Source organism: Nostoc sp., from assembly GCF_036917355.1.
Classification (GTDB): domain Bacteria; phylum Cyanobacteriota; class Cyanobacteriia; order Cyanobacteriales; family Nostocaceae; genus Nostoc.
Genome location: NZ_JBALDP010000092.1, coordinates 139,326 through 157,857 on the forward strand (window position 1 = coordinate 139,326; position 18,532 = coordinate 157,857).

The 18,532-nt window shown below is 43.5% G+C and carries 12 protein-coding genes; 10 read left to right on the forward strand and 2 right to left on the reverse strand.

The annotated features are described in order from the left end of the window. Positions 1-494: 494 nt before the first annotated feature. Positions 495-1,403 (forward strand): polysaccharide deacetylase family protein, encoded by a 909-nt coding sequence (locus V7K53_RS28675; protein WP_335200842.1) that lies wholly within the window; start codon positions 495-497, stop codon positions 1,401-1,403. Positions 1,404-1,697: 294 nt separating this feature from the next. Here the strand turns inward: V7K53_RS28675 and V7K53_RS28680 are convergent, their stop codons facing one another. Then, positions 1,698-6,389, reverse strand: coding sequence for a glutamate synthase-related protein (locus V7K53_RS28680; RefSeq protein WP_335200843.1), 4,692 nt, complete (start codon positions 6,387-6,389; stop codon positions 1,698-1,700). Between the two features lie 1,007 nt (positions 6,390-7,396). On the opposite strand from V7K53_RS28680, the gene V7K53_RS28685 reads away from it, so the two are divergent. The 9 genes from V7K53_RS28685 to V7K53_RS28725 all read left to right on the forward strand — a co-directional run bounded on the left by V7K53_RS28685 (position 7,397) and on the right by V7K53_RS28725 (position 17,121). Then, positions 7,397-9,475 carry a phosphodiester glycosidase family protein gene (locus tag V7K53_RS28685; RefSeq protein ID WP_335200844.1) on the forward strand — a complete coding sequence of 693 codons (2,079 nt, stop codon included), beginning with the start codon at positions 7,397-7,399 and terminating at the stop codon, positions 9,473-9,475. Positions 9,476-9,729: 254 nt separating this feature from the next. Continuing rightward, entirely contained in the window at positions 9,730-10,149 is a 420-nt protein-coding gene (locus tag V7K53_RS28690) for a cupin domain-containing protein (protein ID WP_099099760.1), read from the forward strand. Between the two features lie 250 nt (positions 10,150-10,399). After that, on the forward strand, positions 10,400-10,723 hold the full coding sequence (locus V7K53_RS28695) for a HesB/IscA family protein (RefSeq protein ID WP_292776392.1): 324 nt from the start codon (positions 10,400-10,402) through the stop codon (positions 10,721-10,723). A gap of 133 nt (positions 10,724-10,856) precedes the next feature. Further along, complete coding sequence (rpsL, locus tag V7K53_RS28700; RefSeq protein WP_012410236.1) at positions 10,857-11,240, forward strand: 30S ribosomal protein S12; 384 nt, start codon at positions 10,857-10,859, stop codon at positions 11,238-11,240. Positions 11,241-11,822: 582 nt separating this feature from the next. Further along, positions 11,823-12,293 (forward strand): 30S ribosomal protein S7, encoded by a 471-nt coding sequence (gene rpsG / locus V7K53_RS28705; protein WP_069070112.1) that lies wholly within the window; start codon positions 11,823-11,825, stop codon positions 12,291-12,293. Positions 12,294-12,430: 137 nt separating this feature from the next. After that, the gene (fusA, locus tag V7K53_RS28710) at positions 12,431-14,509 is read left to right on the forward strand and encodes an elongation factor G (protein ID WP_335200845.1); all 2,079 of its coding nucleotides are present in this window, start codon (positions 12,431-12,433) and stop codon (positions 14,507-14,509) included. A 23-nt stretch (positions 14,510-14,532) separates the two neighbouring features. Next, a complete protein-coding gene (gene tuf / locus V7K53_RS28715) occupies positions 14,533-15,762 on the forward strand; it encodes an elongation factor Tu (RefSeq protein WP_118168986.1) in 1,230 nt (409 codons plus the stop codon). A gap of 188 nt (positions 15,763-15,950) precedes the next feature. Further along, positions 15,951-16,268, forward strand: a complete 318-nt coding sequence (gene rpsJ / locus V7K53_RS28720) for a 30S ribosomal protein S10 (RefSeq protein ID WP_008232935.1) — start codon at positions 15,951-15,953, stop codon at positions 16,266-16,268. A 205-nt stretch (positions 16,269-16,473) separates the two neighbouring features. After that, complete coding sequence (locus V7K53_RS28725; protein ID WP_335200846.1) at positions 16,474-17,121, forward strand: LON peptidase substrate-binding domain-containing protein; 648 nt, start codon at positions 16,474-16,476, stop codon at positions 17,119-17,121. 133 nt (positions 17,122-17,254) lie between these two features. On the opposite strand, the gene pheA is transcribed toward V7K53_RS28725, so the two are convergent. Continuing rightward, positions 17,255-18,130, reverse strand: coding sequence for a prephenate dehydratase (gene pheA / locus V7K53_RS28730; protein WP_335200847.1), 876 nt, complete (start codon positions 18,128-18,130; stop codon positions 17,255-17,257). Positions 18,131-18,532: the final 402 nt, after the last annotated feature.

Here is an 18,532-nt window from a genome sequence, read left to right on the forward strand (position 1 = left end):
TCACAGTAAGAAAGTCTGACTAAAAAAACTTCAGTCTGCTAAAAGTGCAAATTGTAGGTATGACAACTAAGTTCATCTTATTTGAAAAGCTATAAAACTTGAAAGGATAATGCTGCCTTAGCGGTGAAGCGAAAAACAGCAACTAATTCAGAACTCCTATTTAAGAGGATTTTGGGGTGTGGTTAATTATTTGATTGTGTTCCTCTCCTTCTTAGAGCTAGTGGTAAGAATGTGGAAGCGCAAAGCTTAACTTTTATGACTGGGTTGAAATTAAACAGTAGCAAGTATTGTATATTCAACGCTGTCCAAATCTAGAGCATATAGATTTCAGTTAAAGCAATATAGTCTGTCTTATCAATTCTGAATTCCCGTTAGTACCAATCCAAATTTTCATGATTACCAGAAAGTAACTGGTATCTAAATATCTAATAAAAATGTGCTATAACGTACCGTCATAACCGTGGTGATGGTTCGATCTTTGAAGGAGCGTTGAGGTGGAAAATAATAAGTCGTTTCTGTGGCCAGAAGGAATATTAATTGCGCTACTTGCTTTAGGCGGTGTTTTTAGTCTTGCTTTTATGATGCTTCTAAGACCAAATGCTTCGGATGCTCAGAGTAGACCAAGTATAAATATCAAGGATGTATCTGCAAACGTAGGAACTCAGCAGCGTATTGAGAAATTAAAGGCGGCGATGCTTACAAGTTGGCAGCAAGAAGCACAAACAAAGGGTCTAGCCTACCCCATACCATCACGTTTTCAAGGGGAAATCATTAAGGATGCAAAGCTTACTCAGGGTGAGAAAGTGATTGCTCTCACCTTTGATGATGGCCCCTGGCCTCAGACTACAGAGCAAGTTCTAAGTATTCTGAAATCAAATAATATCAAAGGGACGTTTTTTGTAGTCGGGCAGAACCTAAAAAATTATCCAGAGTTAGGAAAGCAGATTGTCGCTCAAGGTCACGTCATTGCCAACCATACTTGGCATCACTGGTATCACTTCTTTAATCAACAAGCAGCTGCTTTTGAAATTGAGCGCACAACAGACTTAATTTATCAAGTTACAGGTGTCAAAACAAATCTGTTTCGACCGCCTGGTGGTATGCTACACAATGGATTAGCTGGTTATGCTAAAGGACAAAAGTATGCTGTGGTGATGTGGTCGGCTGATTCCACAGACTACAAGTTACCAACTGTACCAAAGTTGATCGATAACGTGATTAAAGATTCTAAACCTGGTGGCATTGTGCTAATGCATGATGGTGGTGGTAATCGTTCTAGAACTGTGCAAGCTTTACCAGAAATTATTAACAATTTTAAAAAGCAAGGCTATCGCTTTGTGACTATTCCAGAACTTTTAGAACTCGAAGATACAGACCAAAAGTTGCTTGCTAACAAAAAGTAATAATTATTAATTATAAATAATTAGTCATTAGTCAATAGTAATTGGCTAAATACTAAAATTATCTTTTTTGGTTAACATGGTTATTTTTGCGTTCGGTTAGAGACTGATAATTAAGGGCACTCTAGCTGTGAACCAAAAATTTTTCTTCAAAGAACGATTGCCCAAATATTTATCCTGTATTGATAGTTATTACATAACTATTACGAAAGTTTTTTGCCGCTGAAAACCTTGTTTTATTAAAAGGCAGGCCTTCTGGCCTGCCTCACAAGATTGAATTTATTTGTTGGAAGTCTCTTAATGACTGCTGACTAAACTGAACTCAGTTGTTTTTTCAGGATTGGCTTCTGGACTATCAGCTTCAGAAGGCGGAACTAACTGCCAGAATTTCGGCAAAAATTCTTGCCAGTTTTGCAGAATTTTCTTCGCCTTTGGTGAACCAGTGCGTTCTGCATGAGTTTGGATTAATTCTTGCAGTTGCTTTGCACCTACTTCGGTAATCACCCGCTGAATTTTGACAATTTCTGGGTTGACTAACTCACGAAATGAGTCGTCTTCATCCAAGAAGTATGCGAGTCCACCAGTCATTCCAGCAGCTACGTTACGTCCTACTTTGCCAAGGACGACAATCACACCACCTGTCATGTATTCACAGCAGTGATCCCCAGCGCCTTCAATCACTGCGATGCCTTTGGAGTTTCTCACAGCAAAGCGTTCTCCTGCTAGACCATTGGCAAATAATATGCCACCAGTAGCACCATAAAGGCAGGTATTGCCAACTATCACGTTTTGTGATGCATTATAGGTAGCATCAGCTGGAGGTTTGATGATGATTTCACCACCATGCATCCCTTTACCTACGTAGTCGTTTGCTTCTCCTTTTAGGCTCAGAATTATGCCTGGGAGGTTGAAAGCACCAAAGCTTTGCCCAACACTACCTGTAAAGTTGAGATTAATTTGTCCTTCAAAGCCACTGTCACCGTATTGAGAAGCGATCGCACCCGCTAATCTTGTGCCCACTGTTCTGTCAGTATTGATAATTGGGTAAGTCTTGGTGACAGTAGACTGATCCCTAATAGCAGCCTGAATGTCAGGATCGGCAAGGAACTTGTCATCTAAAACTACGCCGTTGCTGTGAACTTCTTCATGCACCAACCAGCTACGATTGTCTCTGCTATTTGGTAGCTGAAGTAAACAGTCGAGATTTAGCGATCGCGTTTTGGTGAGATTTACCTCTGGGCGCAGTTTTAATAAATCTGCACGTCCAACAATTTCTGACAAAGAACGGTAGCCAAGTCGGGCTAACAAACTGCGCACTTCTTCGGCAATGAAGTAGAAGAAGTTAACAACTTGTTCCGGTATTCCCGTAAACCGCTTGCGGAGTTCTTCTTTCTGAGAGGCGACACCCACGGGGCAATTATTTGTATGGCAGATCCGCGCCATGATACAGCCTTCAGCAATCATGGCAATGGAGCCGAAACCGAATTCTTCACCGCCCATCAATGCACCTATTACCACATCCCAACCACTCTTGAGTCCGCCATCTACGCGTAAAATCACGCGATCGCGCAAGCCATTTTCCATCAAGACGCGATGCACTTCGCTTAAACCCAGTTCCCACGGTGAACCAGCATGTTTAATCGAACTGAGTGGCGATGCACCTGTACCACCATCATGACCAGAAATCTGGATAATATCAGCGTTTGCCTTAGCTACACCAGCCGCGATCGTGCCAATGCCAACTTCTGAAACTAGCTTTACCGACACCTTTGCCTTGGGGTTAATTTGGTGCAGATCAAAAATCAGTTGTGCTAGGTCTTCAATCGAATAAATATCGTGGTGCGGTGGTGGCGATATCAGCGTCACACCTGGCTTGGAGCGCCTTAACATCGCAATGTATTGGCTCACCTTGGGCCCTGGCAGTTGTCCACCTTCCCCAGGCTTTGCACCTTGGGCAATTTTGATTTCAATTTGTTTGGCGTTGACTAGGTACTCTGGGGTGACACCAAAGCGTCCCGATGCCACTTGCTTAATGGCACTATAAGCTCGATCGCCATTTCGCAATCCTTTTAAATGAGGTAGGGTTGGCGAGTGACCAAACTCGTCTACATCATCTAAAACTGTGTAGCGGACTGGATCTTCGCCGCCTTCTCCAGAATTTGATTTACCGCCAATGCGGTTCATGGCGATCGCTAAAGTTTCGTGGGCTTCTCTTGACAAAGCGCCTAAAGACATGCCACCGGTGCAGAAGCGTTTGACTATTTCATATACCGATTCCACTTCTTCTAGAGGAACTGGGGTGCGATCGCCTTGAAAGTCTAGTAAATCTCGCAAGGCTGTTACTGGTCTGCCTTGGAGGTGCTTTTTGTAAACTTCGTAGTGGTCGTAGTTTTTGCCATCTAGAGCCTTATGCAGTGCCTTAACCATTTCGGGGCTATTCATGTGGTACTCGCCGCCAGGACGGTACTGCACAAAACCCAAGTTTTCTAACTTCTTGGTCGTTAGTTCTGGGAAAGCTTTGACGTGGAAGGAAAGCACTTCATCAGCAAGTTCGGTAACACTCAAACCACCGATGCGGGAAGTCGTCCCACGGAATCCCAGGTCGATTAAATCTCCACCGATGCCAATAGCTTCAAAGATTTGGGCTGCTTGATAGCTGGAAAGCAGAGAAATTCCCATTTTGGAGAGAATTTTCAGCAAACCTGACTCTACTGCTTTGCGATAGTTTCCTAAAGCTTGTTCTAGGGTGAGGGTGGGAATTTTTTGCACACCCATTAACTTTTGAGTTTTGGGATCGGACCACCAATCACGCACCGTATCTAAAGCCATGTACGGGCAAACTGCACCAGCACCATAGCCAATCAGACAAGCAAAGTGATGGGTACTCCAACATTGAGCAGTATTCACAATCAGGGATGTTTTCATTCGCAACCCCTCACGAATCAGATGGTGATGCACTGCACCCACTGCTAGTAGGGGAGGAATGTAGGTATATTCTGTGTTGATACTGTCATTGACCCGATCGCGATCGCTTAATATTAAAATCTTTGCACCTGCTCGGACTGATTCAGCTGCTTGTGCTTGTAAAGATTGCACTGCGGCTTTCAGTCCTTCTGGGCCGCTAGCGATCGCAAATAGGGTTGACAACTCAGCCGTAGCAAATCCTGACAGCTTAATTGCCTCTAATTCACTATCAGTTAACACTGGTGATTCGAGTTTCAATCTCCGAGCATATTCTGGCTTAGGTTCTAATAAGTTACCCCTTTCACCTAATTCAACTTTCAGAGACATTACTAGCTTTTCCCGCAGGGGATCGATCGCTGGGTTCGTCACCTGAGCAAAGCGCTGTTTGAAATAGTCATAAAGCAGGTGGGGCTTTTGTGACAGCACCGCTAAGGGAATATCATCACCCATGCAGAAAGTCGGTTCTGAACCGGCGATCGCCATTGGATGAATCACCATTTCTACATCTTCTGTGGTGTAGCCAAAAGCAGTTTGACGCTGAAGTAAGGTTTGCTTGTCAATAGTCAATTGTCCTGAGTCATTTGTCATTTGTCCTTTGCCATTGCCATTTGCTAATGACGAATGACCAATGACCAATGACTTTAATTCTTGACGGTGCTGTTGCAGCCATTCTCCATAAGGGTGCTGCTTGGCAATGCGCCCCTTTATATCCCAATTCTTCAGCACTTCATGATTTTCTAAATCCACGGCAATCATTTGCCCAGGGCCGAGTCTACCTTTCTCGACAATATCGGCTTCTGGGAAATCCACCACCCCTGCTTCCGAAGCTACAACAATGTAATCATCTTTGGTAATCGCGTAACGAGCTGGTCTTAAACCATTACGATCTAGAGTTGCACCAACCTTTTTGCCATCGCTGAATACTAAAAGTGCTGGCCCGTCCCAAGCTTCTTGCAAACCACTGTAATATTCGTAGAAGTCAACAATTTCGGGAGATTCACGTAAAGAAGGCTGATTTTGGTAAGCCTCTGGAACCATAATCATTAAAGCTTCCAGGGGGCTGCGTCCAGAGCAAACCAGTAATTCCACTACGTTGTCTAGGGTAGCTGAGTCGCTGTTATCAATATGAACTAATGGCTTGAGTTCCTGGATGCGATCGCCCCATACAGGATGATTCAGGCTAGCTTCTCGCGCCATCATCCAGTTGATGTTACCCAATAAGGTATTGATTTCGCCATTGTGACCCAAAAGCCGCATCGGTTGGGCTAGGGGCCACTTGGGCATGGTATTGGTACTAAAGCGGCGGTGATAAACAGCAAAGGCGCTTTTGTAAGCTGGATTTTTTAAATCGTCATAAAAGCTGCCCAAGACAGCGGAACGCACCATACCCTTGTAGACAATTGTGCGACTTGACAACGAACAGATATAAAATTCTTCTGAGATGTTAGTTGCAGCTTTACTAATGCGGCGGCGGGTAATGTACAACTGCCGTTCTAATTCATCACCGCTTTTGTCAACGGAAGCTAACAAAACTTGTTCAATCTGGGGTTGATTTTCTCTTGCTTGTACCCCCAGCAAATCAGATTGCACTGGCACAACTCGCCAACCCAATACAATTAATTTCTCTTCAGCAGCTACTTGCTCGACAGTCACCCTCGCTTGTTGTGCAGCTTGCTGGTCTTGTGGTAGAAATATCATTCCCACAGCTATATTATTGCTAGATGGAAATTCCTTCCCCCTTTGGGCAAAGTCTTGTTGGAACAACTCCCAAGGGATTGCTGTCAATACTCCAGCACCATCACCAGAGTCGCGATCGGCGCTACAACCTCCTCGATGTTCTAAGCAGGCTAAAGCAGCTAAGGCTTTTTCGACAATTTCGTGGCTGGTATGATTTTGGCGATGAGCAATAAAACCGACACCACAGGCATCTCGTTCCTCTACTAACCACTTTTGCCCCTGATAGGTATCTCTTGAGTTGATATCCGCTGTGATTTTCTGGTCTTGATTCATCGGTTTATTATTCATACCCTGTTCCTGAAGTATTGAGTTACCAATTTTGCCACTACATTGTGGGAAAAAATTTCTAAATTCAGCGATGGAAAAATATATAAGCACCGAAATTTAGGGAAAAAAAATTTTAACTTCGGTTTTACTTTGTTAGTCAACCCGTGTTAAAATATTTGCGTATTTTTTATGTATTTATGCGGTGTTAGACAAATTACCTCCGCCAAGACATCATTTTTGCCCTGACAGTTTCTTTTTTATATTTTGAAGCTAAGTATTTTTTCAATTTCTTTTTCCAGATGCACGCTAGCTACTTATGGAGCCTATTTCGGCTCACCTGAAACAAAACTAAAACTGAACGCTGCACTATATTTAAAGCCAAAGCCCAGATAATTCGTAATTGATCGTGACGATCAAGAACTCACTCTAACCACTCGCCTTGCGTTTTTTAGAGAAGCTATGCTAAAGGCTTTACGCTACGCTACCTTAATTCGTGGTTGCAATCAATGAGGGGTTCTACCCTCCATTGTCTTGTTAAGCATTGAATTAAAAATTGAGTCTGATGTGGTGTACCCTTTTAATTACGAATTACGAATTACGAATTAGTAATTATTTGGTTATCCCGATCCAGCAATAAAATCAGCGTATTACAATATATACCCATTTGACAATTCCCAAATATTGTTGTTGTCTAGAATTTTGCCGCTTACCACTTGCCGCATGTATTACTATTAACTAGACATTACTGAAGTAATAACAGTAGCAACCTTCAGCTAGGATTAAATATCTTAATCCAATTTTGATAACCAAAACTACCGTATATAGTGTGGTTAGAATTAGTGGGAGTTAAAAAACTTGATTGCAGTGGCTTTAGCGTCTAAATAAATTAATGTGTTTCTAAAAGAGATAAGTAGCCAATATATAGATTACCATATTTATTCAAAAATAAAGTCATGTTTCCTTTATATTTCCAAATAATTGGTTAGTTTAGACCTTGGGTAATAGTTTTCCAAAGTATCTAGTAAAATATGGTAAAAATGCCGAATTGTTGCCAATCAGAGATTAGCGATGGCTCTGCAAAGGCCAAGGGCGATCGCAGATTCTTCCGGGCTACTGTGTCACCAATACTTTTAACCGTACTGTGCTTAACGACTACTTGTGCTACCAACGCCCAGGAGTCCCCGAAAACGACCAAATTTATATCCAGGTTAATCTCCCAGTCACCAGTACCTCCTTTAGCAGGTGTAGCATCCTCTGGTAATCAAATTTCCCTCAATGGTCGTACTGTACCAGGAACTTGGTTACAGCGGCCTGGAAAATCTGGCCAGGTGACAACCAACATCAGTGATGGGGCATTTAGGCAATTAATTGGAGTAAATTTCTTAAACAGTAGTAATTCAGCGAAGCAACCAATACAGTGGTTTTCATCGGTGACAAAGCCACTGGTATTAGCCACCAGGCTACTAGGAGCATATCGCTATCTGGATATCACTAATTTTGCTCAAACATCTGGCTGGCAAATTCAAGCTAATGGCAACACTTTGGTGATTGCTACCCCAAAAACACAAATCACAAATATTGTTCAGAGTCAGGAACCTCCAGAAGCGAGTACCCCTTTGCAACAGACTCGGATTCTTGTCGATTTAGATCGTCCCACTCCCTGGCAAGTTGCACAAGGGTCAGCGATCGCAAAACCCCAAACTCCATCCTCTGATCCAGACACGCCAACTTCCAAACCCACTGCACCACCAAATCGAGAGTGGACAATTACTCTTGATGGAATCGCCGATCCCGTTTTGATAGAACGCTATACCCCCCAGCCACCAGTAGCACCGACAGCACCACCAACATTGCTGCCAAACTTGCTCAAACAATTGTTACCAGTTACACCAACACAACCAATACCAATAGCACCAGCTCCAACCCCTGAACCACTGATTCAAAAAGTGGAGGTGGTGAAAAACCAAACGATTATTAGTCTGAGCGTTCCCTTTGGTTTATCACCTCAAGTTAGTACTGTAGATAACCCCAATCGCCTGATTATCAATATTCGACCCGATCCTCTAGAAGAACGAGATATTGCTTGGGCCCCAGGATTGCGTTGGCGACAGCATTATGTCAACTTAGGCACAGAGCGTTTTCCTATAGTCTGGTTAGAAGTTAATCCTCGCAAATTTGGGCTAACCTTAAAACCTATGTGGGCTAGTCCTGATGGGCTTGCGGGTACTGCTCCCATAATTCAAACAGCACAACGTTACTTAGCTGTAGCTGGAATTAATGGTGGTTATTTTAACCGTAATAATAGATTGCCATTGGGTGCGATTCGTCGGGATAGTCAGTGGTTATCAGGCCCGATTCTTAACCGAGGTGCGATCGCTTGGAATAATTCAGGCCAATTTTACTTTGGTCGTCTCACCTTAGAAGAAACTTTAATTGCAGCAAATGACCAGCGCCTACCAATTTTGTTTCTCAACAGCGGCTACGTCCAGAGTGGCATTGCTCGTTACACCTCAGCTTGGGGATCAACTTACACACCCCTAACAGATAACGAAATTATCTTAGTGGTAGAAAAAGACCAAATTACTAATCAGTTACCAGGCGGCAAAGTTGGTGCGAGAGCGGTTCCGATTCCCCAGGATGGCTACCTGCTAACTTTACGCGCTAACGCTACTACTGCTGCTTCCCAGCTACCTATTGGAAGCGCAGTAAGTCTTTCCAGCACCACTACTCCAGCTGATTTTAGTCGTTATCCCTACATTATCGGTGCTGGGCCGCTATTAGTCCAAAATCGTCAAATTGTCCTTGATGCCAAAGGCGAAAAATTCAGCAATGCCTTTATTGCCGAAAAGGCTATTCGTAGTGGTATTTGCACAACACCAACAGGCACATTGATGATTACTGCCACACATAATCGTGTTGGCGGTTATGGGCCTAATTTGGCAGAACATGCTCAATTGATGCAACAGATGGGCTGTGTGGATGCTTTAAATTTGGATGGCGGTAGTTCTACCAGCCTTTATTTAGGAGGGCAACTACTCGACCGATCGCCCAGTACCGCTGCTCGTGTTCATAACGGAATTGGTATTTTCTTGCAACCACGAAAATGAAGGAATAGGGAAAAAACTCAATCCCCAATCCTAGCCACTTTTTAAAGTTTAGAACAAGCCGTCATTTTGCTTGATGAAGACTTGGTGTAGACATCAGAATTTTAGTAGTGATGGTTTACACCATAAGGTTTGATTTTGCTATGTTTATCAAAGTGCGACAAAACTGCTGATTTTCAAGGTTGCAAGATAGCGCCAGATTTTTTATCAATAATTAAGAGTACCAACGGTTTGTTATGTCTTCAAATGAGGTAACTATGGCTCGATATCAAGAAACTACACAGACTGAAACTCTACACCTCCCTCCAACCATAACTTCCAGGGGCGTTGCTGCAACTGAATTACGTCCTTGGGGTGCTTTTACAGTTTTAGAAGAAGGGCGCGGATACAAAATTAAGCGCATCGAAGTTAAGCCTGGACACCGCCTCAGTCTACAAATGCACCATCACCGCAGCGAACATTGGATTGTCGTCTCTGGTACAGCTAGAGTAGTTTGTGGCGAGAAAGAAGTATTACTGAGCAATAATGAGTCAACTTATGTACCCCAATGTACATCTCATCGTTTAGAGAATCCTGGCGTGATCCCCTTAGTATTGATTGAAGTCCAAAATGGCGAATACTTGGGAGAAGATGATATTATCCGCTACCAAGATGACTATGCCCGTACCAAAGATTAAAACCAAAAGAACGCTATTAAAGCTCTAATCCCAAAGCTGAATACATTTTTGTGTAAACCGTCTTTGTAAACGAACTACTACACCCCAGAAGTCCCTACCTAGTTAAGGTGGGGGCTGAAGCATGTTAGTGTTATAAATGTAGTAATAGCGATCGCGCTCATACCTTGGGTAATTTGGAATTTTGCACAAGCAAGGGTCAACCTATCTGTAAAATGGAAGATGGGGTATTCAATTGCAAAAAACGAGTTCCATGATTCATCTGAGTCAAGCAGCCGTAAGTGAGATTGGACGAATAAAGTCCAAGCAGCCAAATGTCTTGTTTCGATTGGCAGTAAAACCAGGTGGTTGTTCCGGGTTCTTTTATGATATGTCCTTCGATGAAGCAATAAAAGTAGACGACCAGGTTTTCGACTTGGATGAGATTCAAGTGGTCATAGATGCCGCAAGCTTAAATTACCTCAACGGTTTGAGAGTTGATTATTCAGAAGACTTAATGGGTGGTGGCTTTCGCTTCCACAATCCCCAAGCGATCGCTACCTGTGGCTGTGGCAATTCCTTTTCCTTGAGTCCTTAGTGATTGAACAATTAGTCAAAAAACAGATGTTTGATCGCTAAGAAAAAATAGAAATTGACATAAAGCCGTAAAAAAAGATATAATCAGGATTTGTTAAAACTTAGACCATAAGCAGCTTTACGCGCTGTAACTCATGCCAACAATACAGCAGCTAATACGAAATGAGCGCGAACAAGCGCGTCAGAAAACCAAGTCCCCGGCTCTGAAACAATGTCCCCAACGTCGGGGAGTTTGTACCAGAGTCTACACGACCACACCAAAAAAGCCTAACTCAGCCCTACGCAAAGTAGCAAGAGTCAGACTTACTTCTGGATTTGAAGTCACAGCTTACATTCCAGGCATTGGTCACAACTTACAAGAACACTCAGTTGTGATGATTCGTGGCGGTCGGGTTAAGGATCTACCAGGCGTGAGATACCACATTATCCGTGGCACCCTAGATACAGCCGGAGTCAAAGACCGCAAGCAAGGCCGTTCCAAGTATGGAACCAAGCGTCCTAAAGAAGCGAAAAAATAGGATTAGGCGATTAATCGCATCCAATACGATTAATCGTCTACCTTAAAAACGCCCAAGGGTAAAAGAAGGAGCGCCGTCTTTGTTCTAACAGTAGTGATGAAAGCTGCTAAAGTCTGTTTCAAAAAATCAAGCAAGCTACATCTACACTAAGCGAGCAAGTGTAGAAGTTCTGAGGAGGAAAATGCTGTAACCCACAGCGAATTCCTCATCTGAACATTAAAGTTTATAATCTTGTCGCCTTGAGTATTCAGTTGCAGGTAGTAAGTCAAACAATTCTTGATTTTAGATTTGCGATAGCGTAGCGTTAGCGAGTTATTGAGCGTATTTTGGATTGGTCGAACCCACAAGGGAATTAGGCTTACAGACTTTTGATTTGTTCAGATCCTTGCGATCGGAATATATACCGAAAACTTTTAATCCAAAATCAAAAATCAAAAATCAAGAATTGGCAGTAAATAAGTCAGCCTTGCTACAACGGTCGAAAAAAAATAGAGGAAGTCTGAGGGTTGGGTTCTACCACTTTTAGTTTCCGGTGTCTGATAGCATATAATTTCGTTGCCAATTCCGAATTAAAGGTGAAGTATGTCTCGTCGTGGTGTTATTCAAAGGCGCCCAGTTCCGTCTGACTCCGTATATAACAGTCGCCTTGTGAGCATGATTATCAGACGGATCATGCGTCATGGCAAAAAATCACTTGCCGCACGCATTGTTTATGATGCATTAAAAACTATTGAAGAACGCACTGGTGCTGGTGCCTTAGAAACCTTTGAAAGAGCAGTGCGAAATGCCACGCCTTTAGTAGAAGTAAAGGCTCGGCGAGTTGGTGGAGCAACCTACCAAGTACCAATGGAAGTGCGTACAGAACGGGGCACTACTTTAGCACTGCGTTGGTTAGTGCAATATTCCCGGTCAAGACCAGGCCGGACAATGGCCAGCAAATTGGCAAATGAGTTAATGGATGCTGCCAACGAAACTGGCAATGCCATTCGCAAACGCGAAGAAACACACCGGATGGCGGAAGCTAACAAAGCATTCGCACATTATCGTTACTAAGTAAAAAAGCGATATATCGCCTTGCCAAAGCGGTATATCGTAGATTTACAAAAAAAGACGGTTTTCCGTAAAAGTATAGAATCTTAACAAAGAGTAATATACAAGATATCATGAGGCAAAAACTATAGGAGGTAGCTGTGGCACGCACGATCCCGCTAGAGAAAGTACGCAACATTGGTATTGCGGCGCATATAGATGCGGGCAAAACAACAACAACAGAGAGAATATTATTTTACTCTGGGATAATTCATAAAATTGGCGAAGTTCATGAAGGAACTGCCGTCACAGACTGGATGGAGCAGGAGCGGGAACGGGGAATTACCATTACTGCCGCTGCTATCAGTACCAGTTGGAAAGATCATCAAATTAACATTATCGATACTCCGGGTCACGTAGACTTCACAATTGAAGTTGAGCGTTCCATGCGCGTGTTAGATGGTGTAATCGCAGTATTTTGTTCTGTGGGCGGCGTGCAACCGCAGTCTGAGACAGTGTGGCGGCAAGCAGAACGCTACAAAGTTCCTCGGATAGCCTTTATCAACAAGATGGATCGCACCGGAGCGAACTTTTATAAAGTTCACGAGCAAATCCGCGATCGCCTGCGGGCGAATGCGATCGCCATTCAACTACCAATTGGTAGTGAAAACGACTTCCGAGGTATCGTTGACCTAGTACGGCAACGTGCGTATATTTACGCTAATGACCAAGGAACTGATATTCAGGAAACTGATATCCCGGAAGAATTGCAAGCGCAGGTAGACGAATTCCGCACCAAACTAATAGAAGCCGCGGCGGAAACCGATGATGCTCTGATGACTAAGTACTTCGACGGCGAAGAACTTACAGAACAGGAAGTTAGGACTGCCCTGCGTAAAGGCGCAATTGCGGGGACAATTGTACCAGTACTTTGCGGTTCAGCATTCAAAAACAAAGGCGTGCAGTTGATGCTGGATGCCGTTGTAGATTACCTGCCAGCGCCAAGTGAAGTACCGCCAATTCAAGGCTTACTGCCCAATGGCGATACTGTTGAGCGGCGGGCTGATGACAACGAACCCCTAGCAGCTTTGGCATTCAAGATTATGGCTGACCCTTACGGTCGCCTGACATTTGTTCGTGTTTATTCTGGTGTCCTGAAAAAGGGCAGCTACGTTCTCAACGCTAGTAAGAATAAAAAAGAACGGATTTCCCGCTTAGTTCTAATGAAGGCAGACGATCGGCAAGATGTCGATGAACTGCGAGCGGGTGATTTGGGAGCAGCTTTGGGATTGAAAGACACCTTGACAGGTGACACGCTCTGTGATGATGGATCGCCAGTAATTCTGGAATCCCTATTCATTCCTGAGCCTGTAATATCGGTGGCGGTTGAACCCAAAACCAAAAACGACATGGACAAGTTGTCCAAGGCTCTGCAATCTCTCTCAGAAGAAGACCCCACCTTCCGTGTCCGCGTCGATCCCGAAACAAACCAAACCGTGATCGCGGGGATGGGAGAGCTACACCTAGAAATTCTAGTAGACCGGATGTTACGAGAATTCAAGGTGGAAGCGAATGTAGGTGCGCCACAAGTAGCTTACCGAGAAACAATTCGGAAAGCTGTGAACAAAGTTGAGGGCAAATTCATCCGCCAAAGTGGTGGTAAAGGTCAATACGGTCACGTTGTGATCAATTTGGAGCCTGGAGACCCCGGTACTGGCTTTGAATTCGTTTCCAAAATTGCCGGTGGTTCAGTACCTAAAGAGTACGTTGGCCCCGCAGAACAAGGAATGAAAGAAAGCTGCGAATCCGGTGTTCTAGCTGGATATCCATTGATTGACGTTAAAGCAACGCTAATTGATGGGTCATACCACGATGTGGACTCTTCGGAAATGGCTTTCAAAATCGCTGGCTCAATGGCGATGAAAGAGGCTGTGCTGAAAGCTTCACCCGTCCTCTTAGAGCCTATGATGAAAGTTGAGGTTGAAGTTCCTGAAGACTATATCGGGAACGTCATTGGCGACCTCATCGCCCGCCGAGGGCAGATTGAAAGCCAAAGCACCGAACAGGGACTTGCTAAGGTCGCATCCAAAGTTCCACTGGCGACCATGTTTGGCTACGCCACTGATATCCGGTCAAAAACGCAAGGTCGGGGTATCTTCACGATGGAGTTCAGCCACTACGAAGAGGTGCCTCGCAGCGTAGCTGAAACTATCATTGCAAAAAGCAAAGGGAACGCTTAGTTAAAATAAGGAAATGAGTATTCATGGCACGCGCAAAGTTTGAAAGGAATAAACCCCACATTAATATCGGTACAGTTGGCCACGTTGACCACGGTAAAACTACCTTGACAGCAGCCATCACCCTGACATTGGCAGCTCTTGGTCAAGCTGTAGCTAAGGGCTACGACCAAATTGATAATGCCCCAGAAGAAAAGGCACGGGGTATTACCATCAATACTGCTCACGTAGAGTATGAAACCGAAAGTCGGCACTATGCTCACGTAGACTGTCCAGGACACGCTGACTATGTGAAGAACATGATCACCGGTGCTGCCCAAATGGACGGAGGTATCCTCGTAGTTGCTGCTACCGATGGCCCTATGCCCCAAACCCGCGAACACATTCTGTTGGCAAAACAGGTTGGTGTTCCTAGTCTGGTTGTCTTCTTGAACAAAGAAGACTTGATGGATGATCCAGAACTCCTGGAACTAGTGGAACTAGAACTGAGAGAACTGTTAAGCAGCTATGATTTCCCTGGCGATGATATCCCTATTATCAAAGGTTCTGGTCTGCAAGCTCTGGAAGCAATGACCAAGAATCCCAAGACCAAACGCGGTGAAAATCCGTGGGTAGACAAAATCTATGAACTGATGGATGCTGTAGATTCTTACATTCCCACTCCTGAGCGGGATGTTGATAAACCCTTCCTGATGGCTGTAGAAGATGTGTTCTCAATTACAGGTCGTGGTACTGTCGCCACCGGTCGGATTGAGCGGGGTGTAGTCAAAGTTGGCGATAACGTTGAACTAGTGGGTATCAGAGATACTCGCGCTACTACCGTAACTGGTATTGAGATGTTCAAGAAGAGTCTCGACCAAGGTATGGCTGGAGATAACGCTGGGGTACTACTCCGGGGTATCCAGAAGGCTGATATTGAACGAGGTATGGTCATCGCCAAACCTGGTTCGATTAAACCTCACAATGAATTTGAAGGTGAGGTGTATGTCTTAACAGAAAAAGAAGGTGGTCGTAAGACTCCATTTTTCGCTGGCTACCGTCCCCAGTTCTACGTGCGGACAACCGATGTAACTGGTACTATCAAAGCCTACACTTCCGATGAAGGCAAAGAAGTAGAAATGGTGATGCCAGGCGATCGCATCAAGATGACAGTAGAATTGATCAACGCGATCGCGATTGAACAAGGAATGCGCTTCGCTATTCGCGAAGGTGGTCGCACCATTGGTGCAGGTGTCGTTTCCAAAATTATCAAGTAGCAAGCACCTTTTTGCTCATAACAAAGGAGCAGAGATGGTATTTATTTTGCCTCTCTGCTCCTTTCTCTTCCCTCTTATAAATAAGGTAATAGGTTACAGGGGACAGGTAATAGTTTTCTGTAACCGATAGCTTGTAACCGTTAACCTGTAAATACTCCCCTAATTACGCAGAACCTGGAAAATTAAAGATGGCAACTCTACAGCAGCAGAAGATTAGAATTCGCTTACAAGCCTTTGACAGGCGTTTATTAGATACATCTTGCGAGAAGATTGTAGACACGGCTAACCGCACTAACGCTACAGCTATAGGCCCAATTCCTTTACCAACAAAACGCCGGATCTATTGTGTGCTGCGATCGCCCCACGTAGATAAAGACTCACGGGAGCACTTTGAAACCCGTACTCATCGCCGGATTATTGACATTTACCAGCCCTCTTCTAAGACTATTGATGCCCTGATGAAATTGGATCTACCATCGGGTGTAGATATTGAAGTCAAACTTTAATTTAGTCATTGGTCATTTGTCATTAGCAAATGACAAAGGACGAAGGACAAAAGACAAATGACATTAGTATGAATATTTACACAGCCCTGAAGAAATATATCTCAGGGCTTTTATTTAGCTAGGAAACAAATGATAGAATGTAGATAAAGTACGGGAAAAGCAGAGAAAAAGAAATTTTAAAGATTAAGTTTATCCCAAAGTAACAATGACATCATCTTCTAAAATTGCAGTTCGCGAACTACCTCTGTTCCCGTTACCCGAAGTAGTTCTGTTTCCTACCAGACCATTACCCCTGCACATCTTTGAATTTCGCTACCGAATCATGATGAATACGATTTTGGAGAGCGATCGCAGGTTCGGTGTTTTAATGTTTGATCCAGTCAAAGGTACAATTGCAAACACTGGTTGCTGTGCCGAAATCATTCATCACCAACGGCTGCCAGACGATCGGATCAAGATGATGACCTTGGGGCAGCAAAGATTTCGTGTCTTAGAGTATGTTCGTGAAAAACCATATCGCGTTGGCTTAGTTGAATGGATTGAAGACCAACCACCGACTAAAGATTTGCGACCTTTATCAACTGAAGTAGAACAACTACTGCGAGATGTGGTGCGTCTATCAGCAAAATTAACCGAACAAAATATCGAGCTCCCAGAAGATTTGCCCGATCTACCAACAGAGTTATCTTATTGGGTAGCCAGTAACCTTTATGGCGTCGCCGCAGAGCAGCAATTATTGCTAGAAATGCAGGATACTGTAACTCGTCTAGAGCGGGAAGCAGAAATTTTAACTTCTACTCGGAATCACTTGGCAGCTCGCGCTGTTCTCAAAGATACGTTTACTGAAAAGTGAGGAGTTAGGAGTTAAGGGTGAGGAGTTAGGAAGAAAAAACAAAAATAAAAGCTCGACAACTTATAATTTATATTTCCTAGCTGATAACTGGTAAATCCTAAATGATAACTCTTAACAAATAACTTCTAACTTTTTAAGTAAGGGTGGCGATCGGTAAAACATTGTAAGCGCCAAGAATTTTTAAAATCTCTGTGTGGGTAGTTAATTCTGCTAAAGCAGATTGCATTTGTGCTTCCTTTGCATCCGCTTCTAAATCTATGAAAAACAAGTATTCTCCTAGCGATCGCTTCGTCGGACGAGATTCAATCCGACTGAGGTTAATCCCTAGTTGAGCAAATATTTGCAAAGGTTTGACTAATGCTCCGGGTGTGTTGGCAGGCATACTAAAAGCCAGCGATGTGTGACTAGTAGCCGCTTTTGTTGTCTCATATCCAGCGTCCACTTCTCCCTGACTTACTACCCAAAAACGAGTAAAGTTTTCTGGATAGTCATTGATGTTACTGGCAAGTATCGGCAATTTGTAGAGTTGAGCCGCTCTGCTAGAAGCGATCGCTGCTGTTGTTGTCTCTTGCTCCAATCGCTGTAGTGCTTCGGTTGTAGAATTGCTGGGAATAATCTGTACAGTAGGCAGAAACCGCTCTAACCATCCCTGACATTGTGCCAAAGCTTGGGGGTGAGAGTAAACAGTTTTAATACTATCTAAATTAGGCGCACAAGAAATTAACATATGGGCAATGGGTAATACCAAAGCCAACTGAATTCGCAAACTGTCCAACTGCCAAAGTGTATCCAGTGTTGTAGTAACACTCCCTTCAATTGAATTTTCCACTGGCACAACAGCCAACTGCGCTTGACCATTCGCAACAGCGTGCAGTGATTGAGAAATGCTGGGATAGGGACATAATCTAGCTTCAATTCCCCTACTTTTGCTCAACCAGTCGACATAAAAAATAGTTGCTTGTTCTGCATAAGTGCCGGGGGGTCCTAAATGTGCGATCGATAAAGTCATACTTTTAGCCTTGAGTTGCGAGTTTAATGCCTAAACAAAGATTATGATATTTTGGTTTGGCAAATATATCCAACTTTTACTCTTACTAAACACTGTTATCTCTAAAATTTACGCACTAAATAGATAAAAGGAAATATGTATCCAAAAAAACAAGTTATGGAAATCAGTCTTCTAGCAGATAGATTTCCTAGTAGTTTTTTACCAAATCCCTCTGAAGATTTAAGAGCAATGATATTGGTTTCTACCGAAGAAATTAATCATACTCTTGATTCTGTGTCAAGTGTTAAATCCTAATCTATATTTCCTGATACCAATTTAATATGAAGCTGCATATAATAGAGGGAAGCAAACTTGATAAATTTGAATACTCATGAGCCGTCCTTTTGAGATTGAAATCGCAGA